The sequence below is a fragment of the Halobacterium sp. R2-5 genome, assembly GCF_011734195.1.
Classification (GTDB): domain Archaea; phylum Halobacteriota; class Halobacteria; order Halobacteriales; family Halobacteriaceae; genus Halobacterium.
This window is the reverse complement of record NZ_JAANTH010000001.1, coordinates 339721-364530: the sequence shown is the minus strand read 5'-3', so window position 1 is coordinate 364530 and position 24810 is coordinate 339721. Positions and strand designations below refer to the sequence as shown.

The window sequence follows — 24810 nt, the reverse complement described above, 5'->3', positions numbered from 1 at the left end:
CACACCTGTAATGTCGGAAGTCTGCTCGACGTGCGGGTTGCCCGAGGAACTCTGCGTCTGCGAGGACGTCGCCAAAGAGTCCCAGCAAATCGAAATCCGCATCGACGAGCGCCGCTACGGGAAGGAGGTTACCGTCATCGAAGGATTCGACCCGAACGACGTCGACCTGGACAGCCTGTCGTCGGACCTCAAGTCGAAGTTCGCGTGCGGCGGCACGGTCGAGGACGGCGAAATCGAACTCCAGGGCAACCACTCGGGGCGCGTGGAGGACTTCCTCCGCGACAAGGGCTTCAACGTCGCCTAACCCGCGCGTCGACCGCGTCCCCCACGCTGTTACTAACGCTCCAGCCGTCCGGATAGCCAGCGCTGCCGTGCGGACTGCGTGCGGCCGCAGAACGCGCCTGCGTCAGAACGGGGCGTCGGTCGCCGACTCCGTGTCCGGACCCTCGTCGTCGCGCTCGCTGGCCTCGATTTCGCCCTCCCAGCCGGTGATGCCCTCCGCGAGGCTCTCGACGCGGGCGTCCTCGGCGAGGCCCTCGTAGGACTGCACGAGCCGAGCGGCCTGCACGCTCGCCTGCCCGTGCGGGCAGACGGTGACGACGCGCTCGGCGCCGTCGAGGCGGTCGACGGACTGCGGGAGCTCGGAGAACGGGATGTTCTCGCTGCCCGGAATGTGTCCGCGGTCGAACGCCGCCGGCTGGCGGATGTCGACGACGCGGACGTCCTCGCCCGCCGCGAGGAGTGCTTCGAGTTCGTCAACGGAGATCTCGCCGTCCATGTGCCGAGACTGGGTCCGCGCGGAGTTACGGTTTGCGGTCGGGACAACCCGTCTCCGGCGCTCAGAGGTAGCCGTCGGCCTGCGCGAGCAGTAGTCCCTCGATGGTGGCGTCGTTCGCGGGCGGCGAGCGCGCGACCGACAGCGCGTCCTCGACCGGCACGCGCTCGACGGAGAGGAACTCGTTGTCGTCGAGGTCCCGCCCCACCTCCGTCAGCCCCTCCGCGAAGACGATGCCGCGCTGGTGGCGCAACACCCCGGTCGCCGTCCAGAACGACTCCACGAAGTGGACGTCGTCGGCCTCGTAGCCCGTCTCCTCGCGGAGTTCGCGGCGGCCCGCCGACACGTAGGACTCGCGGTCCGGAGTGGGGGCGACGTCGGCCGTGGATTCGTCCTGCTCGGGGGTCGCGTCGCTCACGGATCGCGGTGCTCGCCGTTCGCCGTTCCGTGCTTTCCCTTCGGTCGAGCACGCGCTCCCCGCTCGCCGTTCCGAGGCCTCCCGCTGGTCGGCCTCGCGCTCCACGATTCCCGCCACGAGTTCCATGCACTGCTCGCGAATCGTCGGCCGGTACTGGTCGACGAACAGCACGTCCCCGTCGTCGACGGCGACGACGACGACCGCGGGCGGGAGCTCCGCCCAGTAGTAGTCCTTCCGCGAGCCGTCGGGCTGCTCGACGCGGTCGTAGCCGCCCGCGTACCAGCCGGTCTCGTACTCCGTCTCGGACGCGACGACTGGCCAGTCGTGGTCGCTCATGGGCGGCCGTACGCGCCCCCGCACAAAGCCTCCCGGGGACTGCGAGTGCCGGGAACAGCCTTATCCCTCGGAAGGGCGGACGAATGCACGTAATGAGCGGGGGAGAACTCTCGAAGACGGCCGGCCGCTACCTCAGCGCCATCCTGCTGGTGTCCGCCCGAGAGGAGCGGCCCGCGAAGACCGGCGAGGTCGCCGACCGCCTCGACGTCGACCCCGCGACGGTCACCGAGCGCCTCGCGGACTTCGCGGAGCGCGGGCTCGTCGACTACGAGCGCTACCAGGGCGCCACGCTCACCGACGACGGCGAGGCCGTCACGCGCGAGCTGATGTGGAAGCGCTGTCTCGTCGAGAACTTCGCGAGCGACGATCTCGGCGTGGCGGACGCCGACGCGGAGTCCATCGGCGAGGCGCTCTCCGAGGACGCGGCGCTCGCGCTCAAGCGCCACATCGACCACCCGTGCACGGGCCAGTGTTCGGCGCCCCACGCGGACTTCGCGGAGTGCTGCCCGGACTACCAGCTCTCCCAGTAGTCAGAGCACGGGCTCGTAGAACTCGCTGAACGCGATGCGTCGCAGCGTCGCGACCGCGGCCGCCGGCTCGTTCTGGAACGTCGTCGCGACGAGCGCGTCCGCGAACGGCACGTAGTGCCACGCCGCGCGGTCGACCTCCGGACTCCCGTTCTCGTGGACCTCGGCGTCCGGGTAGTCGGCCTTCGCGGCCTCGAACTCATCGTAGTCGCCGACTGCCACCTGCAGGAGCGAAGCGAACATGGCCTCGCGGGCGGCGCCCACGACGCCGCCGGTGACGCGCTCGTCGTACTCTTCCTCGGAGAACTCCATCGCGCGAGCGACCTCGCGAGTGACGGTCTGTGCGGCCGGCCCGACCTCCTCGAAGCGCTCGCGGACCTCGGCTTCGGTCCCGGGCGCGAGCACGCCACGCGTCTCGGTCATAGCGGCGAGTGGTCGTCAACGCCTTACTCGGTTTCGGAGTCGTCCTCGTCGGGGTTCGCGAGCGAGGACTCCCGGAGCTGCTCGGTGAGCTCCTGGGCCTCGTCGAGAATCGCGGCGGCCTCCCCGGAGAGGTCGGCGTTCCCCGTGCGCTCGACGGCGGGCATCTCGTGGCCGTGCTCCTCGGTCACGGTCTCCGTCTCCGTCTCGGTCGCGTGCGGGGTGACGTCGGGCGCCAGCGACTCGGGGTCGCGGTCCTCCCAGTCCGGCACCGTCTCGTCCAGCCACGACTCGTGGTCGCCGCCCCGCACCAGCGCCGTGAACGCGAGGTGGTTCGCGAGGTGCTCGCCGTCCGCCTCCTCGACGCCGCAGACCGGACACTCGTAGCCCATGCCCGGATAATGGAGCTACCGCCTAAAACGCGTCACGGTCCTCGAGGTTCGCGACCAGCACGTACGCGTCCTCGCCGTCCGTGTAGTACTGGGGGAGCGTGCGCAGGTACTCGAAGCCGAACTCCTCGTAGAGCCCCATCGCGGTGTCGTTGCTCCGCCGGACTTCGAGTTTCACGCTGCGCGCGCCCTCCCGGGACAGCGCCGCCAGCGCCGCCGCCAGCAGCGCCGACCCGATGCCCTCGCCGCGGCTGTCCGGCCGGACCGCGATGTCCTTGACGTGGCCGAGCGGCCGCGGGTGGTTCGGGATCGTGTCCGCGACCACGTACCCCGTGATTTCGCCGTCCGCCGCGACGGGGCCGCCGGTCTCGCTGACGAGGAACGTCGGCGACCCGACCTGCTGTTCGAACGCCGAGTACGGCCACGGGTGGTCGAACACCTCCTTCTCGATGCCGAACACGTCCAGCAGGTCCGCGCGGGTCGCCTGCCGGATGGCGGTGTCGGCCGACGGCGGCGCGGGAACGGTCACGTCACCGCCTACGAGAAACGGGGATAAAGGGCCTGCGGCCCCGGAGCACAGCGCCGTCGCTGTCGAGGCGCTGAAAGAACGGAGAGAAGGTGGAGAGTTAGTCGTCGGCGGAGCTCGTGGCGCCGCTGTCGCCGTGGCGCTGCTTCGTGAGCGAGAGCTTCCCGCCGGCCGCGAGCGTGCGGCGCTCGCGCTCGGACGCGTCGAGGTAGGCGGTCGCCTCCCAGTCGTCGTTCACGCGGATGGTGAACTCCTCCTGGCCGGACTCGACGCCCGCGCGGGCGTCGTCGACGATTTCGACGTCGTCGCCCTGCTCGATGCGCTCGTAGGTGTCCTCGTCGATGGTGAGCGGAATCAGGCCGAAGTTGAACAGGTTGGCCTTGTGGATGCGGGCGAAGCTCTGAGCGAGCACCGCCTCGACGCCGAGGAACATCGGGCACATCGCCGCGTGTTCGCGGGACGACCCCTGGCCGTAGTTCTCGCCGGCGACGAGCACGCCGTGATCGGACGCCTTCGCGCGCTCGGCGAACGTGTCGTCGATGCGCGAGAGGGTGAACTCCGAGAGCCGCTCGATGTTCGAGCGGAACTTCAGGATGTCGGAGGTCGCCGGGATGATGTGGTCGGTCGTGATGTTGTCGCCCATCTTCAGGAGCGTCTCGCCGGAGATGGTCTCGTCGATGGGTTCCTTGACCGGCACGCTCGAGATGTTCGGGCCCTTGATGAGCTCGTCGTCGATGGCCTCGTCGGGCGTGATGATGTCCGGGTCGTCGGCGCCGTAGCCCGCGGAGTACTTGTCCGCGAGCTCGAAGCCGGGCGCCTCGAGGTCGCCGAGTTCGTCGGCGAGGTCGCGCGGGTCGATGATTTCGCCCGTGAGGGCGGCCGCCGCCGCGACTTCCGGCGAGCAGAGGTAGACGGAGTCGTCCTCGATGCCGGAGCGGCCCTCGAAGTTCCGGTTGAACGTCCGCAGCGAGACGGAATCGCTGGCCGGAACGTGGCCGATGCCGATGCAGGCGCCGCAGGTGGACTCGGAGAAGTTGACGCCGGCCGCCATCATCTCGGCGGTCCAGCCCTCGCGGGCGAGCATCTCGGAGGCCTGCTTGGAGCCGGGCGCGACGATCATCTCGGTGCCGGCGTTGATCTGCCGACCCTCGAGCATCTTCGCGGCCGGGAGGATGTCCTCGTAGCCGCCGTTCGTACAGGAACCGACGATGACCTGTTCGACCTGCTCGCCCGCGACCTCGCGGACGGGCACGACCTCGTCGGGCATCGACGGCTTCGAGATGAGCGGTTCGAGGTCCGAGAGGTCGACGACGATCTCGTCGGCGTACTCGGCGTCCTCGTCGGGTTCGAGCTCGACGAACTCGTCCTCGCGGTCGAACTGGGCGAGCCACTCCTCGGTCTTCTCGTCGGTCGGGAAGATGGAGGAGGTGGCGCCCAGTTCGGTGCCCATGTTCGTGATGGTGGTGCGCTCGGGGACCGAGAGCGTCTCCACGCCCGGACCCGTGTATTCGAGCACCTTGCCGACGCCGCCCTTCACGGAGAGGCGACGGAGGAGCTCGAGGATGACGTCCTTGGCGGTCGCCCACTCGGGGAGCTCGCCTTCGAGGCGGACGTTGACGACTTCCGGCATCTCGACGTGGTAGGCGCCGCCGCCCATCGCCACGGCGATGTCGATGCCGCCCGCGCCGATGGCCAGCTGGCCGAGCCCGCCGGGGGTCGGCGTGTGGCTGTCGGAGCCGAGGAGCGTCTTGCCGGGTGCGGCGAAGTTCTCCTTGTGGACGTTGTGGCAGATGCCGTTCCCGGGCCGGGAGAAGTACGCGCCGTACGTGCCGGCCGCAGAGCGCAGGAAGCGGTGGTCGTCCGTGTTCTTGAAGTCGAACTGATAGGTCTGGTGGTCGCAGTACTGGGCCGCGAGCTCGGTCTGGACTTCGTCCATCTCGAGGGCCTCGAACTGCAGCCAGACCATCGTCCCAGTGGTGTCCTGGGAGAGCGTCTGGTCGATCTCGATCCCGATTTCCTCACCGGGCTCGAGTTCGCCCTCGACGAGGTGGTCGTCGAGGATTTTTTCCGTAATCGTCTGTCCCATAGCGTCCGAAGATGCACCTTCGACGATTATAAATCCCGCGTGTTTCAGGAATGCCCAATTCTCCTAATACGCGGCCTAATACCTAATTTGGGTCGTGTGAACGGGACGCAATGTCGGGGTGTCGCGGGGGCCGAGGGACGGGTCCGTCACTCGTACCCGGTGGTCGCGAGCGTGTCGCCGCCGCTCCCGGAGTAGGAGTCGACTAGCGCGTGCGAGTCCGCGGGCGTGTCCGGCGGCGGAACGGGCCCGCGAGCGCGGAACCGACAGACCGTTACCGGGCGAGCGCGACGCCCCACGCGATGTACCAGAGCGGGGCGTTCGTCGCCGAACACGTCGAACCGGTCGCCGAGGAGCAGGTCCAGCCGAACGGCGTCGACCTCACCGTCGAGGCCGTCCTCGAACAGCGCGAGCGCGGACGCATCGGGCGGGAGGGCAAGACCATCGGCGACCGCCAGCCGGTCCAGCCCGACGCCCGCGACGACGCGGAGACGTTCTCCCTGCCGGCTGGCGGCTACATCCTCCAGTACGCCGAGACCATCTCCATCCCCGAGGACCACGTCGGCTTCCTCTACCCGCGGTCGTCGCTGATGCGCAACTCCTGCATGCTCAACACCGCCGTCTGGGACGCCGGCTACACGGGGAAGGGCGAGGGACTACTGCAGGTCCACCACGACGTCGAACTCGAACGCGGCGCGCGCGTCGCCCAGCTCGTGTTCGCCGAGGCCGAGCACGCCGACACCTACGACGGCAGCTACCAGGGCGAGCGCGTCGAGTAGCCCCACGGGGCCCCCACTTTTGGTGTCCGCCCGCGAGCACTCGGGCATGCACTGGCTGCGAGCGGTCGCCGTCGGGGTCAGCGCCGCCGGGCTCGCGGGCTACGTCGCCGGCGTCGCCGCCCCGTACCCGGGACGCGCGTTCAGCATCACCGCGCTCATCGTCGGCATCACGCTGTTGAGCATCACGACCGGGGGTGCCGCGGCGTGACCGTCGACTGCGTGGTGTACGCGGCCGACGGGTACGCGGAGTGGACCGACGCCGCCGCGGCGCGGGACGCCGACGGCACGACGTGGGTGCGCGTCACCGACCCGACGGCCGAGGAGTTAGACGACGTCGCGGACGCCTACGACATCCACCCGCTCGAAGTCGAGGACGTGCTCGGGGGCGTCCGCCCGAAGGTCGAGGAGTTCGACGGGCACACGTTCGTACTCGTGAAGGCGGCGACGCTGCGCCGCGGCGACGTCGCGTTCGCCGACGAACTCCGCGTCGAGCAGGCGGGACTGTTCGTCGGCGACGACTGGCTCGTGACCGTCGAGCCCGAGCGCGTCGACGCCCTCGACGCCGTCTGGGAGCGCGTCCACCGCGAGGAGCCGCGGCTCGCCTCGCGCGGCCCGGCCTTCACCGCGTACCGGTGTCTGGACGGCATCGTCGACGACTACTTCGCGATTCTGGACGACATCGAGGACGACATCGAGGCCGTCGAGGACGAGGTCGTCGACGCCGCCGGCGACGACGTCCTCGAACGCATCAACGACCTCCGCCGCGACCTGCTGTCCGTGCGGCGGCTGCTGTGGCCGACCCGGGAGGCCGTCGGCGTGCTCGCGCGCGGCGACCCCGAGCAGATCGGCGCGGACGCCGAGAAGTACTACCGCGACGTCTACGACCACCTCGTCCAGCTCGTCGACCTCGTGGAGACGTACCGCGACCTGACGGGCGGCGCCCGGGACATCTACCTGAACGCGCTGTCGATGTCGACCAACGACGCGATGAAGAAGCTCACCGTCGTGGCCACCATCATCCTCCCGCTGACGTTCGTCGCGGGCGTCTACGGCATGAACTTCGAGTACATGCCCGAGCTCGCGTGGCCGTACAGCTACCCCGCAGTAATGATTGGAATGGGCGCGATGGCGCTGATACTTGTGGCGTACTTCCGCCGCGAGGACTGGCTCTAGACCTCGCGGACGTCTCCGAACAGCTCGCCGAACGTCGCCGCGACGTGCGGCGGGTGGCCAGCGGTGTCGAGGCCGGCGACGAGCCGGGCGTCGTTGGCGGCCGCACACGACTGCAGCGCGTGTAGGAACCGGAACGCCGCCTCCGCGGACACACACTCGAGTAACGGCGAGACGTCGTCGACGTACACCGTCGTTTCGCCGTCCCACACGGACAGGTAGTTGTTGACGAGTGTGCCGACGGCGGCGGCGTCGCCGACGTCCGGGACCGTCTCCACCGCACCCGCCATCGTCGCCACGGCGTCCGGGTCGGCGTTCGGGCTGGCCGCCTCGGCGGCCGTCCGCGAGTGCTCCCCGACACTCACGACGGCGACGCGGTCCGGTCCGGGCTGGACGCCCGCCAGCCACGCTTCGGCTGTGGTGTCGTAGGCGACTCCGAGCACGTTCGACGCCGGTTCGACGGCCGCGTCTGCGGGCGTGACGGCTGTTCCGGTGACGAGAACGTGGTCCGTGTCGCCGTGTCCCCCCTCCCTTCGCATTAGTACTCGTTCTGTCATCTTATTCCACCAACATAAACGTTGACGTGTGTTCTCGCGAGTGACAGCTCTGCAGCGAACGCCCCCGACCACCACCACACTTTTCTCCGCCGCGTACCCCTTCGCTGTATGCGGCTCAAGGAGTCACTGAAGAGCAGCTTTCTGGCGGGCGTGGTACTCGTCGCGCCGCTGCTCGCGACGCTCGTCATCCTCCGCTTCGTCTCCGACCTGCTGGCCGGCCAGCTACAGCCCATCGTCGAGAGCACGCGGCTCGCGACGTACACCGCGAACAACGAACTGCTCGCGCAGCTCGTCGCCGCCGTGGTGTTGCTGGTCTCGGTCACCCTACTGGGCGCGTTCGCGAAGCGCCCGCTCGGCCAGCACGTCTTCGGCCGGACCGGCCGGCTCGTCAACTTCGTTCCCGTGTTCCGCACCATCTACGGGAGCATCAAGCAGATGGCGAACTCCGTCTCCTCGCGGAGCTCGGACTTCGAGTCCGCGGTGTACGTCGAGTACGAGCGCGACGGGCTCTACCGGCTCGGCCTGAAGACCGGGAACAGCCCGAGCGACGTCGAGGACGTCGCGGGCGAGCCCGCGCACAACGTGTTCGTCCCCGGCAGCCCGAACCCCACGCAGGGCGCGCTGTTGCTCGTGCCGGAGAGCCGCGTCTACGACGCGGACCTGAGCGTGCGCGCGGCCATCCGCATCCTGATGACCACGGGGATGGCGGACGGCTCCGGCAACGGCGACGCGGTCCTCGAATTCGACGACAGCGGGCTGCCGCCTGTCGGCGCCGACTACGGCAGCGAGGACGGTACGTAGCGGCGCAACGCTAATGCCACAGTAGTAGTCAAGTCGAAGTCGGAACATGTCGGTCTCGAATTCGGGACTCACGTCGCTGGACGTCGAAGCCATGCGAGCCGCCGCCGAGGACGCCGTCGACGGTACCCTGCGGTCGTTCGTCGAGTTCACCGACGAGGAGTTCAGGCCCGTCTACGTCGACGACGTCACGCGCTCGTTCTACGACGACGAGGCGCACATGCTCGAACACTTCGAGGAGATCCACTCCTACGTCCACATCGACTTCACCGAGACCGACTTCTTCACGGACGGGCTGTTCCCGCTCGCCAGCGACGTCCGCTACCACGCGACCAGCCTCGACGTGTTCACGCTCGTCCGCGTCTACTTCGGCGACGAGGGCGTCTTCGTCGCGCTCGACCACGAGGACCCCGTCGAGCCGGTGGTGACCGCGATCGAGGCGGTCCACGACGAGGCGGCCTGAGTCGGGTCGGACCTCGTACGGTAGGGACGTGAACTAACCCTCGTCCGGGATACGGTACTGGTACGTGCGGTCGCACGTGATTTCATGCCAGGGTACAACAACCGCTCGATGAACGAGACGGGCGCCGACGGGAACACTGTAACTGCGACCCGAGACCCGGACGAGTCGGCCGTCCGAACGGTCGTCGAAGCCGTCGCGGAGGCGACGGGCGACGACCCACTCAGCATGCAACCGCTCTACGACGTCGTCGACACCGAGGCCCTCGACACCGTGTTCGAGCCGTCCGGCGGCCGCGCCGGGCCGTCCGGCCGCGTCTCCTTCCGCTTCAACGGCTGCGACGTGACGGTCCACGCGGACGGCCGCACGGTCGTCTCCCCCGTAGACGGCTCGTAGTCGCCCCCCGGGCGGCGCTCTAGAAGTCGAATCCGCGGCCGCCGACGAACACCGTGAGGAGGTTGTGTTCGGCGGCCCGGATGTGCTCGGCGAACGTCGCCGAGCTGATGCCGAGTTCCGCCGCGACGTCCTCGCCGGTCGCCTCGCGCGGCCAGTCGTAGTACCCGACCTCGAAGGCGGTTTCGAGGACCTCGCGCTGCCTGTCGGTCAGCAGCGACTGCAGCATCTGGTAGACCGCCGAGCGCGAGGCGAGCGGCTGGACGGCGTCCGTCTCGCGCTTGGAGACGAGCTCGGCGTCGGGGTGCTCGTCGAGGAACGTGCCGACGACGTCGGCCGCGTCGCGGGATTCGGGGATCGCTGCGACGATGCGGCCGTCGCCGTCGTCGCCGCGCACCGTGCTCGGGAGCGCGCCGAGCTCCGCGAGCCGGCGGGCCGGACAGCCGCCGGAGACGACGAACTCGAACAGCCGGCTGTGCTCGTACTCCGCGAGGAGGGTCACGTCGACGGCGTCGGTGTCCGCCATCACTTCGGCGACGTGTTCCGGTTCCGCGCCCGTGACGTTGAAGAACTCCGCGTACTGGCCGCCCGAGCGAGGAACCATCTCCGCGAGTTCGAGCGTGCAGTCGCCCGACTCGCTGAGTTCCACGAACGGGTACGCCGGGTCCTGGAGGGCGAATTCGACCTCGCAGATGGCGTCCGCCCGCTCGATTGACCGGCTTTCTGTCATGTGGTATCGTCTCCCAGTATTCGGCGTTGGCTGATGAATCTACTGGCAGTGATGGCCGACGCGCGCCGACAGCGTGGGGTCGAACGGGGTGGCGTCCGCGGCGGGGCAGCGCACAACGGGGCTCGCGCGAGCGCGCCGGACCGCAGCGGCTAGTGCCGCGTGACGAGACCCGTGTCGGGGTCGTAGTCGACCACGTCGAACGAGGCCAGCTTCGGGAGGTGAGAGTGGTGGAGGGTGAGTTCGATGCGCTCGACGGCCGCCTCGTCGCCGGGGTCGCGGCCGTCCTCGCGGGCGGCAATCGCGGTCGCCAGCGCCGACAGCTCGACGGGCGCCGACCGTTCGGCGAGGACGTCGACGGCGACGCGGCGGCGCTCGGACTGGAGGAGGCGGTGGCGTTCGGTGTCGGTCAGGTCGTCGGTGCTCGGGCTCGTCGCCGTGACGGTGGGGGTTGTCTGAGACATGGTTAGTTGGTCGGGCACTGCTGTACTTCCTGGAACGCACCACGTCACCCTAAGACCGTCCTAGAACTGATGAGGGTCGTTTGGCCGAGCGTTTCGAGCCGGTGCGGGCAACGTGACGAGGAGTGGCGACGAGGTTGTTACACGTTGCAGACGCCGTTACGACGCGAGTAGACCGCGCGTTCGTTTCCATCGACGGAACGTTGAGAAGGCGCGAGCGCGAACCGGGAGTATGGAACAGCGACCGTTGACGGAGAGTCTCCGGGAGACGCTGACGGTCTTCGAGGGGTCAGCGGAGCCGCGGACGACCCCGGAGGTCGCCGAGCACCTCGGCCTCGGGCGGCGGACGACGTACGCCCGCCTCGAACGACTGGTCGAGGCCGACCGCCTGGAGACGAAGAAAGTCGGCGCGAACGCCCGTGTCTGGTGGCGGACCATCGCCGGAGCGGGCGCGCCCGAGGACGAACAGTGGGAACAACGGTTCCGGTCGCTGGTGGACGCGACCGAGGAGTACGCCATCTTCATGCTCGACGACGAGGGGTACGTCCAGACGTGGAACCCCGGCGCCGAGCGCATCAAGGGCTACGGCGAGGACGAAATCGTCGGCGAGCACTTCTCGGCGTTCTACACGGACGAGGACCGCGAGCAGGACGTCCCCGAGCGGAATCTGGAGCGGGCCGCCGAGGAGGGGTCGGTACAGGACGAGGGCTGGCGCGTCCGCGCTGACGGCTCGACGTTCTGGGCGAACGTCACCATCACCGCCATCCGCGACGACGACGGCGACCTCGTCGGGTTCGCGAAGGTCACCCGCGACATGACCGACCGCCGCGAGTACGAACGAGAGCTCGAAGAGGAGCAAGCGTTCGTCGAGAGCCTCCTGGACACCCAGCTCGACGTGATGTACGCCTTCGACACGGACGCGACGTTGCTGCGGTGGAACGACCGCTTCAGGGAGGTCACCGGCTACACCGACGAGGAGCTAGCGTCGATGGAGGCCAGCGACTTCGTCGCCGAGCGCGCGCGCGAGGAGACCGCCGAGGACATCCAGACGGTCGTCGAGGACCGCGAGCGGGTGACGGTAGAGTTACCGCTGGTGACCAAGGACGGCGAAGAGATTCCCTACGAGTTCAGGGGCGGCCCGATCGTCGACGAGAGCGACGACGTCATCGGCTTCACGGGCATCGGTCGGGACGTCAGCGAGCGGAAGGCCCGCGAGCAGCGTCTCGAACGCCAGCGCGACGACCTCCGGCACGAGCTGGACGACGTGTTCACGCGCATCGACGAGGCGTTCTTCGCGCTCGACGAGGAGTGGCGCGTCACGTACGTCAACGACCGCGCCGCCGAGCTGGTCGGGCGGCCCGTCGGGGAGCTCCTCCAGTCACGGGTCTGGGACGCACTCCCGGAGGTCGCCGAGGGCGAGCCGCGGGAGCTGACCGAGCGCGCGCTCGCGAGCCAGGAGTCCGTGGAGTTCGAGTTCTACTCGGAGATACTCGGCAGGTGGGTGGAGATCAGGGAGTACCCCTCGGAGACCGGCCTGTCGGTGTACGTCCGGGACATCACCGACCGGAAGGAGCGCGAGCGCACGCTCGAACAGTACCGGACGGTCACCGAGACGGCCTCGGACGCCGTCGTCACCATCGGCGAGGACGACTGCATCCGGAGCGTGAACCCGGCGGTGGAGGACGTGTTCGGCTACGAGCCCGAGGACCTGGTCGGCGAGCCGCTCACGACGCTCATGCCCGACCGGCTCGCGGACGCCCACCGCGAGGGCATCACGCGGTACATGGAGACCGGCGAGCGCAGGCTCGACTGGGACCACGTGGAGCTGCCCGGCGTCACCGCCGACGGCGACGAGGTCCCGCTGTCGGTCTCGTTCAGCGAGTACGAGCACGCCGGCGAGCGCTACTTCACGGGCATCATCCGGGACGTCACGGAGCGAAAGGAACGCGAACGGGAGCTCCGCCGGCGCGAGCAGCGCTTCGAGACGGTCGCCGAGCACTTCCCGAACGGTGCAGTCGCGCTCGTCGATCGGGACCTCCACTACACCACGTTCGGCGGGACGCCCGAGGGGCACACCGACAAGACCCGAGAGGACTTCGAGGGCGGCTACCTCCCGGACGTGCTGTCCGAGGAGCTCGCCGACGTGGTCGTGCCGGGGTACGAGGCGGCGCTGGACGGCGAGCCCTCGGAGTTCGCGGACTCCGTCGGCGACCGCGTCTACCAGTTCCACTTCGTTCCGGTCCGCGACGAGAACGGCGACGTGTTCGCGGCGATGGGGATGTCCCAGGACGTCACCGAGCGCGTGGAGAACGAGCGCGAGCTCGAGAATCGGGTGCGCCAGCAGGAGGCGGTGGCCGAAATCGGGCGGAAGGCGCTCGGCGGCGTGGAACTGGACGACCTGTTCGCGGAAGCCGCCGAGCTCGTCACCGAGACGCTGGACACGGACTACTGCAAGGTGATGGACCTCGACGAAGCCAGCGAAGAGCTACTGCTCCGGCAGGGCGTCGGCTGGCAGGACGACATCGTCGGGGAAGCGACCGTGTCGGCGGTCGAAGCCGACTCGCAGGCCGCGTACACGCTGGAGACCGAGGAGCCAGTCATCGTCGAGGACCTCGACACGGAGCCGCGGTTCAGCGGTCCCGACCTGCTGGGGAACCACGACGTCGAGAGCGGCATCAGCACTATCATCGGACCCACGGACGACCCCTGGGGAATTCTGGGCACCCACGACACGGACCGGGGGGAGTTCGCCGACCACGACGCGACGTTCGTCCAGGCTATCGCGAACGTCCTCGCGGCCGCGATCGAACAGCACGACTACGAGCAGGAGCTGGTCCACCAGCGCGAGCAGCTGGCGGCGTTGAACAGCCTCAACGAGGTCGTTCGGGACATCACGGGCGCGGTCATCGAACAGTCCACGCGCGAGGAGATCGAGGAAACCGTCTGCGAGCGCCTCGCCGCCACCGACTCCTACCAGTTCGCGTGGATCGGCGACGTCGACACCAACACGCAGACCGTGAACCTCCGGGCGGAGGCCGGCGTGGAGGATTACCTCGACGACGTCACCATCTCGGTGGACCCAGCCGACGAACGCAGCGAGGGCCCCACCGGCCGCGCGCTCCGCACCGGCGAGGTCGACGTCACGAACGACGTCCGCACGGAAGGCCGCCACGGCCCCTGGGAGTCGGCCGTCGAGGAGTACGACTTCCGGTCGTCGGCCGCGATTCCCGTCGTCCACGAGGGGACGACGTACGGCGTGTTGAACGTCTACGCCGCGCGCCCCGACGCGTTCACGGGGGCCGAGCTGGACGTGATCACGCAGCTCGGCGAGATCGTCGGGCACAGCATCGCGGCGACCGAGCGCAAGCGCGCGCTGATGAGCGACGAGCTCGTCGAACTCGACTTCCAGATCGAGGACGTGTTCGCGGCGTTCGGCGCCTCCGAGAGCTCGAACGGAACGATCACCCTCGACGACACCGTCGCCGTCGGCGGCGGGGAGTTCCTCGTCTACGGAACGGCCACCCCGGACGCCGTAGACACACTTCACGCGCTCGTCGACGCGGTCCCGTACTGGGATGACGTCGCCGTCGAGACGGACGACGAGGACCCGGCGACCTTCGAGCTCCGGACGACCGACCCGCCGGTGCTCTCAGTGGTGGCGTCCTTGGGCGGCTACATCGACAACGCGGTCATCGAGGACGCCGACCTGCGGCTGACGATTCACCTGGCGCCGACCGCCGACGTCCGCCGGGTCATCGACGCCGTCGAGGACGCCTACCCCGACGCCGAGATGCTCCGGCGCCGGCAGATGAGCCGCGAGCGGGGCGGCTCCGAGCGCGCCCAGCGCGCGCTCTCGGAGCTCACCGACCGCCAGCGCACCGCCCTCGAAGTCGCCCACCACGCGGGCTTCTTCGAGTGGCCGCGGGAGGCGACCGGCGAGGAGGTCGCGGAGTCGATCGGCGTCGCGCCACCGACGTTCCACCAGCACCTCCGGAAGGCCGAGCGGAAGATCTTCGACGCGGTGTTCGCCTCGCCGGCCTGACCCCGCAGGGGCCGCCGACGCTAACCGCATCCGTCACGAGCCGACGTACGACGCCGCCGACCCCACAGGCCGGCAGGGGGACGGCGGTGAGGGAGTCGTCAGCCTCGCCGCGTTCGAGCGGACGTGGGACGAACTCGAGGTCGCGTCCGTCTCGGGCCGCCGCAGCACGCAGTAGCCGGACGGACGCTACGTCGACTGGTCGGCGTCCGCGAGCGCGAACTGTTCGACGGCCTGAGCGTGTTCGGCGAGGGTGACGATGTCCCGGTCCTGGTCGTAGGCGACGACGTCGGCGTCAGTGAGTTTGGGGACGTGAACGTGCCACAGCGAGAGGTAGACCTGCAAGACCGCGTCCTCGGGAACCTGGGGGAGCGGGGCGTCGTGTTCGCGGAGCGCGACCTCGTCGGCGAGGTCCGGCAGCGACAGCGACTCGTGCTCGCGGAGCACCGAGAGCACGTACCGCCGCCGCTCGCTCGCGAGGAGGGCGTAGACGTCGTCGCGGGGGAGCGAGTCAGTGCGTTCCGTCGCGTCCCCCTCCTGATTGCTCATACGTCCCCGAGGCGAGTGACGAGCAAACACCCCGTGCTTTGATTTCGAGGGTCCTTACGTGGGGGCGGCGTCACTCCTCGTGCTCCGAGTCCGTCGAGACCGCGAGCGTGTTCCGCGTGAGGTTCCGGGTCGCCCGGCGCAGCCGTTGAGAGACGGCGTTCGTCGAGATATCCAGTTCCGCGGCGAGGTCGCTTCCCGCCGCCTCGCGGGGCACGTCGAAGTAGCCGGCTTCGAGGGCCGCGACGAGCACCTCGTACTGTTCGGCGGTCAGGTCGTACTCGCGCTCCTTCGGCGGCAGCCCCTCGTAGAGGCGCTGCAGTTCGAAGCCGTAGTCGCGGTCGTGGAAGTACGCGCGGAACTCCCCGACCGCCTCCTGGTCGGTGAACCGGAGTTCCAGGAACCACGTCCCGTCGGCGGCCTCCGCCTCCTGGACGATGCCGTGCTGGTCGACGATCTGATCGACCAGCGCCTGGACGTCCTCGCTCCACTCGACGCCGAACTCCGCGACGCCGTCGCGGGCGTCCAGGCGCTGCAGGCTCTCGACGGTCGGGTCCGCGCGGAGCGCCGCCTCCGCGGCGTCGAGGTCGTCGCCGGTCACCCAGACGAACGGCATCACCCACTCGCGGCTGTGGGTCGCCAGCCGCTCGACCTCGACGGTCACGTCCGGGACGGCCTCGAACGTCCGCCCGAGCGCGAACGACGACGCCGGGATGGTGAATTCGGTGACGATACTCATACGCCTAGAAGGGGTCGCATCCCGAAAGCTCGACGGGCGGCCGGGCCGGTCGCCGGAGAATCGTGAGCGGGGCGAAGCCCGGTCGGAGCGGGAGCCCCGTCCCGGCTACGGCCAGTCGCCGGGGAGCGCGTCGCTGTTGGCCTGGAGCACGGAGAGGACGGACTCGATCTCCGCGTAGCGGGGGCCGCGCGTGACGGTGTTCGTCTCGTCGTCCCAGTCGACGAACCCCGCCGAGTCGAGCCGCGGCAGGTGGTTGTGGTACAGTTCGAGCACGGGTCGCTCGCGCGGGCCGTCGCGCCGAACGAAGTCCTCCGGTCGGAACTCACCACTCGCCTGGGTTGGAGGGTCGTGAATCGTCGCGAGGACGTGGCGGCGAACCGGGTGGCTCAGGGCCGAGAAGACGGCGTTCAGCGACCGCTCCTCCCCCGAATTTTCGCACGTGTTTGAGTTCGCGGACATAGTTACACGGTTTCAGCTTATCCCGTCATTTCGTCAACACATTAATGTGGTATAAAATATTTGTGGCCGATGCGTCGACCGCATCGGAGTCCCACTCCTCGAAACGGGCGGCCGCGGACTCCGACTCACGACCGACCGTCCGATTCGGCCAGTGGCTTTTTTCCGCGAAGTGAATCATAATTCACTAGGGATCGCCATGGATGTGGGGTTCCAGGGAGTGCGACAGCAGTACGACTGGTCCGCCGTCACCGCGAGCGTCGCCGTCACCGAATCCATCGCCGTCTTCGAGTACGGGGAGCCACGGGACGTCGCGGGCGTGCTGGATCCGCCACTGAGCGAGCACGTCGACCCGGAAGCGCTGAACGCGCTCGTCACGGACGGCGCGGCCGTCGCCGTCGAGTTCACAGCCGGCGGCTACCACGTCCGCGTCGACGGCGACACGGTCACCGTCACCGCAAAACGCGGAGAGGGCGTGACCGAGCGCGACGGCGAGGACGACGCCGCGGCGGACGGGGCGTAGCCCGGACTACACGGACGCCGTGAGCCCGCCGTCGACGCGGATGTTCTGGCCGGTGACGTAGCTCGCGGCGGGCGAGAGGAGGTACGCGACCGCGTCCGCGATCTCGTCGGTGCGCGCCGGCCGGCCCATCGGGATGCGGGCTCGCGTCTCCTCGTCGACGTCGTAGCTGTCGACGAACCCGGGCTGCACCGAGTTCATCCGGACGCCCTCGGCCGCGTGCTCGTCGGCGTAGAGCTTCGTGAAGCTCCCGAGGCCGGCGCGGAGCACCGACGACACGGGGAACGCGGCCGAGGGCTCGAACGCCGAGAACGTGGAGATATTCACGATGGCGCCGCTGCCCTGCTCGACCATGAGGGGCGTGACGAGGCGGGCCATCCGCACGACGTTCAACAGCACGAGGTCCAGGCCCTCGTGCCACTCCTCATCCGAGATGTCGAGGAGGTCGCCGGACGCCGGGTGGCCCGTGTTGTTCACGACGGCGTCGATGCGGCCGTAGCGCTCGTACGTCGTCTCCACGAGCGCCGCCAGGTCGTCGGGGTCCGTCACGGAGCCCTCGAAGCCGTCGCCCCCGAGTTCGTCGGCCACCTCGACGGCGCTCCCAGACCGCGACAGCAACACCGGCGTGTATCCCTCGTCATGTAGTCGCCGCGCGCACGCCTCCCCGATGCCGCTCCCCGCCGCCATCACTATCGCCACCTTCGTGTCGGCCATGCGACCGGTACCACGGCCGGATTCATAAAAACGCGCCCGGCTACCGCTGGAGGCCGTGGCGCTGGGACACCGCGGATTCTCGCATCGCGACCGGCCGGTGACGAAACCCAGAAACCCGCCGGGATCGCGACGAACCGTGACTGACGACGGATGCTCGAATACGAGGTCCGGTGGTCCACCTGACGGTCTCGTCGCAGTAGACACTCCCCGGTGTCCCCTCCCGCGCCGTCGCTATTCAGTCAGGCACGCGAGGATTTTTGTCTTCACTTTCCGAATGCGTAGAGACGGGCCATGTGGGCGGAGATCGCGCTCTTCGTGCTGGGGGCCACGGTCATCGTAGTTACCGGTCCCCGACTCAGCCGCCTCGCGGAGGACCTCGCCGGAGCCCTCGGCATCGGACAGTCGCTCGGAGGGATGATCCTCCTGGGAGCGAGTACCTCGTTGCCCGGCCTCATCATTTCGTTCGACACCGCTCTCGGTGGCCAAGCGACGTTGTCGGTGAGCAATGCGGTCGGCGGAATCGCAGCGCAGACCGTGTTCATCGCCGTTGCGGACGTCGTGATGCGACGCGGACCGCTCAGCGAAGAGGTGACGGCGTCCGCGAGTCTCATGCAACTGGCGATCCTGCTGGTCCTGTTGACACTCGCGTTACTGGCCATGCTGGTCCCCGACGCGTTCACCCTCTTCGGTCTCCACCCGGCGTCGTACGCTCTCGTCGTCGCCGTGGTCCTCGGGTTTCGGATGATTCAGACGTCCGAAGTCGAACCGAAGTGGTACGCCCGCCGGTTAGCTGGACAGGCCACTCAGCAGGACACTCGGCCCGAGTCAGAGCGTACCCGTCGCGGCTCGGTCCTGTCACTCGGCCTTCCCGGAGAGTATCTCCTGGTCGCCGGGCTCATGGGCGGGGCGGGGTGGTTGATCTCGTACAGTGGACAGCGGCTGGTCGTAGAGACCGGGACTTCGCCGATGCTCGTGGGGATGACGGGGATGGCCATCGCCTCCTCGATCCCCGAACTGGTCACGGCCGTTTCCGCCGTCAAGCGGGGCGCGGTATCGCTAGCGATCGGGGACATCATCGGGGGAAACGTGTTCGACACGCTCATGATCGCGCTCGGCGACCTCGCCTACTCGGCAGCCCCGATCTACAGGGACGTGAGTCCCGCAGTGCCGTTTCTGACCGGGATAGCCATCCTCATGAGCAGCGTTCTGATGATCATGTTGATCCGGCGGGAGACCGAGGACCTGGGGACGGACGTCGGAACGGAGAGCTATCTGATCTTCCTCATCTATCTGTCCGGGGTCGTGCTCATATTCACGTGAGGGCGGCGTCTACCGCGACGCAGCAGGCCGAGACGACTGCGAACGGGGGCGACCTCCGGTCACGTGTCTCCGAACCGCTACTCGCCGCCGCCGGCCGTAATGACGGGGAACTGGGACAGAGCGGACGGCCTCTTCAGCGACGCGCCCACCAGAATTCTGTCTGTTTTCGGTTCAGAAACCGGCTACGAGGCGACGGCGACCAGTAATAGCCTGTGACGGGACCCGAATACCGCAGCCGAGCTCGCTCCCTCGTGGTCTCGACTCTGGGGTTAGCATTCGCACGAGCGAAGCGAGTGCGAGGACGTTTTTAGCGTAGATTTTTGCGAGGAGTGGTTCCCGCAGGGAGCGCAGCGACCGAGGAAACCCGACGAAGTAAAAAAGTACACGGGCGCGAAGGGATTTGAACCGGAGGAAGACGGACCGCTCGCTGCGCTCGCGGTTGCGACTTCCAGGGTTCAAATCCTCGCCCGTTTACGCCATCACCGCACGGACAGCGACAGGTGCGTCGCTGTCCGGTGCGGGTCCCTGAAAAGCGGGCGCGAAGGGATTTGAACCCCTGACATCTTGGTCCGGAACCAAGTGCTCTGTCCGCTGAGCTACGCGCCCTCGGCGTGAGATAGCGGCGGGGACGGTATAACGGTTGTGAGTCGCGGCGGTCAGGCGGCCTCGGCGTCCGAGTCGACGAGCGAGCGTTTCCACGTGCCGCGCGTGAACCACGCGGCGGCGACGATGGCGCCGGTGATGTTGCCGAACGCCATGCCGACCCAGATGCCGGTAGCGCCCCAGCCGAGGACGAACGCGAAGAAGTAGACGGTGGGGACGCGGCCGAGCCACAGCGTCACCATCGAGATGGCCATCGCGGTCTTGGTGTTGCCGGCGCCGCGGAACGCGCCGAGCAGCACCTGGAGCACGCCGATGAACACGAACTCGACGGAGCGGATGCGGACGTACGTGGAGCCGTAGTCGACGATCGCGGCGGCGTTTTCGGTGCCCGGGCTGAGGAAGACGGCGACGATGGGCCGCGGGAAGACGGCGGCGACGACCGCGATGACGAGGAGGACGCCGGCGGCGGACTTCGCGGCGAGCCGGACGGCCTGTTCGGCGCGCTCGACCTGCTGGGCGCCGAGGTTCTGGCCGACCATCGTGTTGGTGGCGCGGCCGAGGCCCATCGCGGGCAGGAACACCAGCGAGATGAGGCGGTTGCCGAGGCCGTACGCGCCGACGACCGCGGGCGCGAACGACGCCACCATCCCCGTGAGCGTGATCATCGCGAGCGCGACCGTGGACTGTTCGGCGGCGCTGGGCGTGCCGACGCGGACGATCTTCGAGACCATCGAGAGGTCGGGGACGAACTGGGCGAGCGAGACGCTCGGGCCGGCGGACGTGAAGAAGAGGACGTACGCGCCCATCGCGGCGGCGACGAGGCGAGCGAAGATGGTGGCGACGGCGGCGCCCGCGATGCCGAGCTCGGGGAACACCCACCACCCGAAGATGAGGAACGGGTCGAGGGCGACGTTGATGGCGACGCTGACGAACATCACGAGCATCGGCGTCCGGGTGTTGCCGTAGCCGCGCATCAGCGAGGAGAACACGAAGAACCCGAACAGCGCGGGCATCCCGAGGAAGAACACCTCCATGTAGTCGGCGGCCATCGGGACGACGACCGCCGCAGTCTCGGCGTCCGCGGGCAGCAGCGCGAGCATGTCCCGCGTGAGGAAGTGGCCGACGACGCCGAGGACAGTGGCGATGGAGACGACGAACCCCATCGTCTGCGCGGCGACCTTCCCCGCGGAGGTCTCGCTGTCCGCGCCCGTGTACTGCGCGACGAGAATCGAGCCGGCGGTCGTGAACCCGCCGCCGACGGAGATGAGGAAGAACACGAGCGGGAACGCGAGGCTGATGGCGGCGACGGCGTTCCCGGACAGCCGGCCGAGCCAGAACGTGTCCGCGAGGTTGTACGCCACCTGGAGGAGCTGGATGACGACCATCGGCCACGCCAGCCGGATCATCGGGCCGACGAGGTCGCCCTCGGTGATGCTGCTCGTCGAGCGGGTGTCGGGCACTACTCGTGCTCACGGAGCCGGCCGGTTTGAAAACTCCGGCTCGGGGAGAGCCGGCAAACCGCGCGGCTTGCCGGGTACTGCGGCGAACGCGGGAGAAGCGAGTGGTCGGCTACGGCGTCTCGTCGGTCTCCAGCGAGAACGACGAGGTCGGGTGCGCGGTACACGTCAGCATGTACCCCTTCTCCATCTCGTCGTCGCTGAGCGTCTCGTTGTTCGAGTGCCGGACGAACTCGGCGGAGTCGCTGCCGTCCGCGACGCGACCACCGCAGGAGAGACACTGGCCCTGGCGACAGGCGTACGGGAGGTCCCAGCCCTCGTCCTCGCCCGCCTCGAGGAGGTTCTCGTTGTTCGCGACCTCGATGGTCTCGCCCTGCTTGACGAACTCGATCTCGTAGTACTCGACCTCGTCGTCCGGGATGGATTCGGGGTCGAAGCCCTCGTCTTCCTCGCTCTCTTCTTCGAGCTCGCCCTCCGCGCCGCCGCCCGCGACCGCGCCGGCGCCGCCGCCTCCGCCGATGGAGCGGTTGTACGGCTCCGGGAAGTCCGTGTCCGGAACCGTCGAGGCGCGCTGTTCGAGGACCTCGCTGGCGATGTCCTCGGGGGCGGGATTCGCGGTGCCCTTCAGGAAGTGGAGCCCGACGAGCGTGAGCGCCATCCCGAGGCCGAGCAGCAGCCCCAGTGTGTTCACCATGTCCGGCGGTACGGAGACGGTGCTTAACAGTATTGTGATTGCCTACCGGCCCCGCTCCGGGCGAGTTTTGAGGAGAGCCCGCGAACCCCCGGTATGGACGTCGCGATACTGCTGTACGAGGGGTTCGACGAGCTCGACGCCGTCGCGCCCTACGAGGTGTTCCAGACGGCCGCGGAGTTCGGCGCGGACGTGGACGCGACCCTGCGGACGCTCGTGCCGAGCGAGCGCGTGACCGCGAGCCACGGCCTCCGCGTCGAGCCCGACGACGTGCTCATCGGCACGCCCGACCTCGTGGTCGTCCCGGGCGGCGGGTGGAACGACCGCAGCGAGAACGGCGCGTGGGCGGAAGTCCAGGACGGCGCCCTCCCCGAGCGCCTCGCCACGCTGTACGACGGCGGCGCGACCATCGCCACGGTGTGCACGGGTGCGCTCATCGCCGCGGAGGGCGGCCTGCTGGACGGACGCCCCGCGGCCACCCACGAGTCCGCGAAAGACGACCTCCGAGCGTACGGCGCGGACGTCCGCGACGACCGGTTCGTCGACGACGGCGACGTGCTCACCGCCGGCGGCGTCACCTCGGGCATCGACCTCGCGCTCCACGTCGTCGAACGCGAGTGCGGCGCCGACGTCGCCGAGAAGGTGGCCGAAGAAATCGAGTACGAGACCGGCTACTGACCGCAGGCCACTCGCCGCTCGCGGGTCACTCCGCTTCCCGTTCGGCTAGTAGTTGCTCTCAGTCCCCCGCTATACTCTGCTCGCGGGTCGCTGCGCTCCCCGCTCGCATCCCCGCGGTTCTCAGTCGCTCGCTGCGCTCGCTCCCTCCGAACCGCGCTACTCCTTCCGAGCAACCTCGTGCCGCCCGAACCCGTACCGCAGCCGGTTCGCGAGCCGCCGCGCGAACCGCCCCTCGCCGTCGCCGCTGGCGCGGGAGTCGAAGCGCTCGGCGAGCGCCTGGTAGATGAGCGGGAGCGGGACCGCCTGTTCGAGGCTCTCCTGGACCGTCCACGTGCCCGTGGAGCCGCCGGCGACGTGGTCCGCGACGTCGCCGAGGTCGTTGCCCTCCTCGCGGAAGGCCTCCTCGCAGAGTTCGAGCAGCCACGACCGGATGACTGCGCCGTTGTTCCACGTGTTCGCGACGGCTTCGAGGTCGAGGTCGTAGCGGCCCTCGTGGAGGAGCTCGAACCCTTCGCCGTACGCCTGCATGAGCGCGTACTCGACGCCGTTGTGGACCATCTTCACGTAGTGGCCGGAGCCCGCCGGTCCCATCCGGTCGTGACCGTCCGGGCCAGTGGCGACGGCGTCGAACACCGGCACGAGTTCCTCGTACGCCCACTCGGGGCCGCCGACCATCAGCGAGAAGCCGAGTTCCGCGCCCGCGGGACCGCCCGAGGTGCCGCAGTCGAGGTACGCGAACTCGTGGGCGTCGGCGCGTCGCGTCGAGTCCTCGAAGTGGCTGTTCCCGCCGTCCACGACCACGTCGTCGGCCTCTAAGTGTGGCGCGAGTTCGTCGAGCGCGGCGTCGACGGGGTCGCCCGCCGGCACCATCAGCCAGACGCGCTTCTCGTCGCCGAGCGCGTCCGCGAGGTCGGGAATCGAGTCGGCGGGCGTGGCGCCGGCGTCGGCGGCGTCCTCGCGGGCGTCCGCGTCGATGTCGAAGGCGACCACGTCGTGGCCGGCGTCCAGACACCGGTCGACGACGATGCGTCCCATGCGGCCGAGACCGATAACGCCGAGTTCCATACCGTGACCTTCCGGGCGCGGCAAGTAGTGGTTGCGGTACGGTCCCGCAGGCGACCACAAGGCTTCAGGGGGTGAGCGCGGAACGCGGGCGTATGCGCACGCTCCCGGTGGTCCTCGCGGTTGTCCTGGTGAACGACGCGGTCCTCCTGTTGGCGCTGGACGTCGCGGTGCCGGCGTGGCTGGTCGTGCTCGGCGGCGCGCTCGCGCTGGCGGTGCCGGTACTGGTCGCCGTCGGTGCGACCGTCGGCGAGACACCGCCGTCCCGGGCGGAGCTACAGCGGCAAGTCGAACAGCTGCGCGAACAGATTCAGTCCTGATCGAGCGCGCGCCGCGGTACGATGCGCGGTTCGTCGTCGCCGGGCTGGAAGTCGACGGCGGCGTCGACGTCGAAGACGTCCGCGAGGAGCTGTTCGGTGACGACTTCCGCGGGCGGCCCCCAGTCGTAGACCGCGCCGTCGTCGAGCGCGACGAGGTAGTCCGCGAACCGCGCGGCCTGCTGGAGGTCGTGGAGGACGACGCAGACGGTGACGTCCTTCTCTCGGTTGAGCGAGCGCACCGTCTCCATCACCCGCAGCTGGTGGTGGAGGTCGAGGTACGTCGTCGGCTCGTCCAGCAGGAGGACGTCGGTCTCCTGGGCGAGCGCCATCGCGACGAACGCCAGCTGCTTCTGGCCGCCGGAGAGCTCCGACAGCGGCGTGTCGCGGAGGTGTTCGACGCCCGCGAGCTCGACGGCGCGGTCGATGGCGTCGTGGTCGTCCTCGTGCAGGGGGTCGAGGAAGCCGCGGTGGGGGTAGCGGCCGTGCGTCACGAGGTCCTCGACGGTGAGGCCGCCGGGCGCGTCGTTCTCCTGGTCGAGCAGGCCCAGCTCCGTCGCGAGCTCCTTCGGGGAGCGCTCCTGGACGCGGCGGCCGCGCAGCAGGACGGTGCCGGCGTCCGGCGACAGCTCCGCGGAGAGGCCCTTGAGGAGCGTGGACTTCCCGGAGCCGTTCGGGCCGACCAGCGCGGTGACTTCGCCCTCGGGGACGACGAGGTCCTCGCAGTCCACGACCGTGTGCTCGCCGTACCCCAGTTCGAGCTCGGTGGCGAACAGCGCCGCGTCGTCGATCGGGTCTTCGGGTGTGAACTCGCCGTCGTCGGTGCTGAGGAGTGGGATCTTGGACATG

The 24810-nt window shown here is 69.0% G+C and carries 30 protein-coding genes and 1 tRNA gene; 13 read left to right on the top strand and 18 right to left on the bottom strand.

Features of this window, described 5'->3' with window-relative positions; genetic code table 11:
* Window positions 1-10 precede the first annotated feature (10 nt).
* Window positions 11-304, top strand: coding sequence for a stress response translation initiation inhibitor YciH (gene yciH / locus G9C83_RS01985; RefSeq protein WP_058980746.1), 294 nt, complete (start codon window positions 11-13; stop codon window positions 302-304).
* 102 nt (window positions 305-406) lie between these two features.
* On the opposite strand, the gene G9C83_RS01980 is transcribed toward yciH, so the two are convergent.
* Entirely contained in the window at window positions 407-778 is a 372-nt protein-coding gene (locus G9C83_RS01980) for a rhodanese-like domain-containing protein (RefSeq protein ID WP_167244442.1), read from the bottom strand.
* Between the two features lie 61 nt (window positions 779-839).
* Window positions 840-1529: an NUDIX hydrolase gene (locus tag G9C83_RS01975; RefSeq protein WP_167244441.1), complete on the bottom strand. Its 690-nt coding sequence runs from the start codon at window positions 1527-1529 to the stop codon at window positions 840-842.
* Between the two features lie 92 nt (window positions 1530-1621).
* Here G9C83_RS01975 and G9C83_RS01970 point away from each other — a divergent pair, with 92 nt between their 5' ends.
* Window positions 1622-2059: a metal-dependent transcriptional regulator gene (locus G9C83_RS01970; protein ID WP_167244440.1), complete on the top strand. Its 438-nt coding sequence runs from the start codon at window positions 1622-1624 to the stop codon at window positions 2057-2059.
* Here the strand turns inward: G9C83_RS01970 and G9C83_RS01965 are convergent, their stop codons facing one another.
* The 4 genes from G9C83_RS01965 to G9C83_RS01950 form a co-directional block, all read right to left on the bottom strand.
* Window positions 2060-2479 (bottom strand): DUF5809 family protein, encoded by a 420-nt coding sequence (locus G9C83_RS01965; RefSeq protein ID WP_167244439.1) that lies wholly within the window; start codon window positions 2477-2479, stop codon window positions 2060-2062.
* A 23-nt stretch (window positions 2480-2502) separates the two neighbouring features.
* A complete protein-coding gene (locus G9C83_RS01960; protein ID WP_167244438.1) occupies window positions 2503-2868 on the bottom strand; it encodes a DUF5810 domain-containing protein in 366 nt (121 codons plus the stop codon).
* A gap of 22 nt (window positions 2869-2890) precedes the next feature.
* Window positions 2891-3394, bottom strand: coding sequence for a ribosomal protein S18-alanine N-acetyltransferase (gene rimI, locus G9C83_RS01955; RefSeq protein WP_167244437.1), 504 nt, complete (start codon window positions 3392-3394; stop codon window positions 2891-2893).
* A 97-nt stretch (window positions 3395-3491) separates the two neighbouring features.
* Window positions 3492-5477 (bottom strand): aconitate hydratase, encoded by a 1986-nt coding sequence (locus tag G9C83_RS01950; RefSeq protein ID WP_167244436.1) that lies wholly within the window; start codon window positions 5475-5477, stop codon window positions 3492-3494.
* A gap of 299 nt (window positions 5478-5776) precedes the next feature.
* Here G9C83_RS01950 and G9C83_RS01945 point away from each other — a divergent pair, with 299 nt between their 5' ends.
* The 3 genes from G9C83_RS01945 to corA are packed head-to-tail and all read left to right on the top strand — an operon-like array spanning window position 5777 to window position 7426.
* Window positions 5777-6253 carry a deoxyuridine 5'-triphosphate nucleotidohydrolase gene (locus tag G9C83_RS01945; RefSeq protein ID WP_167244435.1) on the top strand — a complete coding sequence of 159 codons (477 nt, stop codon included), beginning with the start codon at window positions 5777-5779 and terminating at the stop codon, window positions 6251-6253.
* A gap of 46 nt (window positions 6254-6299) precedes the next feature.
* Entirely contained in the window at window positions 6300-6461 is a 162-nt protein-coding gene (locus tag G9C83_RS01940; protein WP_167244434.1) for a hypothetical protein, read from the top strand.
* Entirely contained in the window at window positions 6458-7426 is a 969-nt protein-coding gene (corA, locus tag G9C83_RS01935) for a magnesium/cobalt transporter CorA (protein WP_167244433.1), read from the top strand. Before G9C83_RS01940 ends, corA begins: the two co-directional genes overlap by 4 nt.
* On the opposite strand, the gene G9C83_RS01930 is transcribed toward corA, so the two are convergent.
* On the bottom strand, window positions 7423-7962 hold the full coding sequence (locus tag G9C83_RS01930) for a hypothetical protein (RefSeq protein WP_167244432.1): 540 nt from the start codon (window positions 7960-7962) through the stop codon (window positions 7423-7425). The two genes, corA and G9C83_RS01930, sit on opposite strands and share 4 nt — an antisense overlap.
* A gap of 126 nt (window positions 7963-8088) precedes the next feature.
* On the opposite strand from G9C83_RS01930, the gene G9C83_RS01925 reads away from it, so the two are divergent.
* The 3 genes from G9C83_RS01925 (at window position 8089) to G9C83_RS01915 (ending at window position 9634) form a co-directional block, all read left to right on the top strand.
* Window positions 8089-8781 carry a DUF502 domain-containing protein gene (locus G9C83_RS01925; protein ID WP_167244431.1) on the top strand — a complete coding sequence of 231 codons (693 nt, stop codon included), beginning with the start codon at window positions 8089-8091 and terminating at the stop codon, window positions 8779-8781.
* A gap of 46 nt (window positions 8782-8827) precedes the next feature.
* Window positions 8828-9241, top strand: coding sequence for a hypothetical protein (locus G9C83_RS01920; RefSeq protein WP_167244430.1), 414 nt, complete (start codon window positions 8828-8830; stop codon window positions 9239-9241).
* Between the two features lie 84 nt (window positions 9242-9325).
* Complete coding sequence (locus G9C83_RS01915; protein ID WP_208288399.1) at window positions 9326-9634, top strand: HalOD1 output domain-containing protein; 309 nt, start codon at window positions 9326-9328, stop codon at window positions 9632-9634.
* Between the two features lie 19 nt (window positions 9635-9653).
* On the opposite strand, the gene G9C83_RS01910 is transcribed toward G9C83_RS01915, so the two are convergent.
* Together G9C83_RS01910 and G9C83_RS01905 are read right to left on the bottom strand one after the other, a co-directional pair.
* Complete coding sequence (locus tag G9C83_RS01910; RefSeq protein WP_167244429.1) at window positions 9654-10361, bottom strand: bacterio-opsin activator domain-containing protein; 708 nt, start codon at window positions 10359-10361, stop codon at window positions 9654-9656.
* Window positions 10362-10510: 149 nt separating this feature from the next.
* On the bottom strand, window positions 10511-10822 hold the full coding sequence (locus G9C83_RS01905; RefSeq protein ID WP_167244428.1) for a hypothetical protein: 312 nt from the start codon (window positions 10820-10822) through the stop codon (window positions 10511-10513).
* A gap of 229 nt (window positions 10823-11051) precedes the next feature.
* On the opposite strand from G9C83_RS01905, the gene G9C83_RS01900 reads away from it, so the two are divergent.
* Window positions 11052-14861, top strand: a complete 3810-nt coding sequence (locus G9C83_RS01900) for a PAS domain S-box protein (RefSeq protein ID WP_167244427.1) — start codon at window positions 11052-11054, stop codon at window positions 14859-14861.
* 186 nt (window positions 14862-15047) lie between these two features.
* Here G9C83_RS01900 and G9C83_RS01895 read toward each other — a convergent pair whose 3' ends face one another.
* The 3 genes from G9C83_RS01895 to G9C83_RS01885 all read right to left on the bottom strand — a co-directional run bounded on the left by G9C83_RS01895 (window position 15048) and on the right by G9C83_RS01885 (window position 16602).
* Window positions 15048-15407 carry a hypothetical protein gene (locus G9C83_RS01895; RefSeq protein WP_167244426.1) on the bottom strand — a complete coding sequence of 120 codons (360 nt, stop codon included), beginning with the start codon at window positions 15405-15407 and terminating at the stop codon, window positions 15048-15050.
* 70 nt (window positions 15408-15477) lie between these two features.
* Window positions 15478-16143, bottom strand: a complete 666-nt coding sequence (locus G9C83_RS01890; RefSeq protein ID WP_167244425.1) for a helix-turn-helix domain-containing protein — start codon at window positions 16141-16143, stop codon at window positions 15478-15480.
* Window positions 16144-16248: 105 nt separating this feature from the next.
* The gene (locus tag G9C83_RS01885) at window positions 16249-16602 is read right to left on the bottom strand and encodes a helix-turn-helix transcriptional regulator (protein WP_167244424.1); all 354 of its coding nucleotides are present in this window, start codon (window positions 16600-16602) and stop codon (window positions 16249-16251) included.
* Window positions 16603-16819: 217 nt separating this feature from the next.
* On the opposite strand from G9C83_RS01885, the gene G9C83_RS01880 reads away from it, so the two are divergent.
* The gene (locus G9C83_RS01880) at window positions 16820-17122 is read left to right on the top strand and encodes a HalOD1 output domain-containing protein (protein ID WP_167244423.1); all 303 of its coding nucleotides are present in this window, start codon (window positions 16820-16822) and stop codon (window positions 17120-17122) included.
* A 6-nt stretch (window positions 17123-17128) separates the two neighbouring features.
* Here G9C83_RS01880 and G9C83_RS01875 read toward each other — a convergent pair whose 3' ends face one another.
* Window positions 17129-17833 carry an SDR family oxidoreductase gene (locus G9C83_RS01875; protein ID WP_167244422.1) on the bottom strand — a complete coding sequence of 235 codons (705 nt, stop codon included), beginning with the start codon at window positions 17831-17833 and terminating at the stop codon, window positions 17129-17131.
* A 291-nt stretch (window positions 17834-18124) separates the two neighbouring features.
* Between G9C83_RS01875 and G9C83_RS01870 the strand changes: the two genes are divergently transcribed.
* The gene (locus G9C83_RS01870) at window positions 18125-19153 is read left to right on the top strand and encodes a sodium:calcium antiporter (RefSeq protein WP_167244421.1); all 1029 of its coding nucleotides are present in this window, start codon (window positions 18125-18127) and stop codon (window positions 19151-19153) included.
* A 533-nt stretch (window positions 19154-19686) separates the two neighbouring features.
* Here G9C83_RS01870 and G9C83_RS01865 read toward each other — a convergent pair.
* The 3 genes from G9C83_RS01865 to G9C83_RS01855 all read right to left on the bottom strand — a co-directional run bounded on the left by G9C83_RS01865 (window position 19687) and on the right by G9C83_RS01855 (window position 21907).
* Window positions 19687-19759 (bottom strand) — tRNA-Arg (locus G9C83_RS01865).
* A gap of 50 nt (window positions 19760-19809) precedes the next feature.
* Window positions 19810-21162 (bottom strand): MATE family efflux transporter, encoded by a 1353-nt coding sequence (locus G9C83_RS01860; RefSeq protein WP_167245666.1) that lies wholly within the window; start codon window positions 21160-21162, stop codon window positions 19810-19812.
* Window positions 21163-21325: 163 nt separating this feature from the next.
* Window positions 21326-21907 (bottom strand): 2Fe-2S iron-sulfur cluster-binding protein, encoded by a 582-nt coding sequence (locus tag G9C83_RS01855; RefSeq protein ID WP_167244420.1) that lies wholly within the window; start codon window positions 21905-21907, stop codon window positions 21326-21328.
* 93 nt (window positions 21908-22000) lie between these two features.
* On the opposite strand from G9C83_RS01855, the gene G9C83_RS01850 reads away from it, so the two are divergent.
* Window positions 22001-22582 (top strand): DJ-1/PfpI family protein, encoded by a 582-nt coding sequence (locus tag G9C83_RS01850; RefSeq protein ID WP_167244419.1) that lies wholly within the window; start codon window positions 22001-22003, stop codon window positions 22580-22582.
* Between the two features lie 156 nt (window positions 22583-22738).
* On the opposite strand, the gene gnd is transcribed toward G9C83_RS01850, so the two are convergent.
* A complete protein-coding gene (gnd, locus tag G9C83_RS01845) occupies window positions 22739-23647 on the bottom strand; it encodes a phosphogluconate dehydrogenase (NAD(+)-dependent, decarboxylating) (protein ID WP_167244418.1) in 909 nt (302 codons plus the stop codon).
* A gap of 92 nt (window positions 23648-23739) precedes the next feature.
* On the opposite strand from gnd, the gene G9C83_RS01840 reads away from it, so the two are divergent.
* Window positions 23740-23964 (top strand): hypothetical protein, encoded by a 225-nt coding sequence (locus G9C83_RS01840; protein WP_167244417.1) that lies wholly within the window; start codon window positions 23740-23742, stop codon window positions 23962-23964.
* On the opposite strand, the gene G9C83_RS01835 is transcribed toward G9C83_RS01840, so the two are convergent.
* Complete coding sequence (locus tag G9C83_RS01835) at window positions 23955-24809, bottom strand: ABC transporter ATP-binding protein (RefSeq protein ID WP_167244416.1); 855 nt, start codon at window positions 24807-24809, stop codon at window positions 23955-23957. The two genes, G9C83_RS01840 and G9C83_RS01835, sit on opposite strands and share 10 nt — an antisense overlap.
* Between the last annotated feature and the right edge of the window lies 1 nt (window position 24810).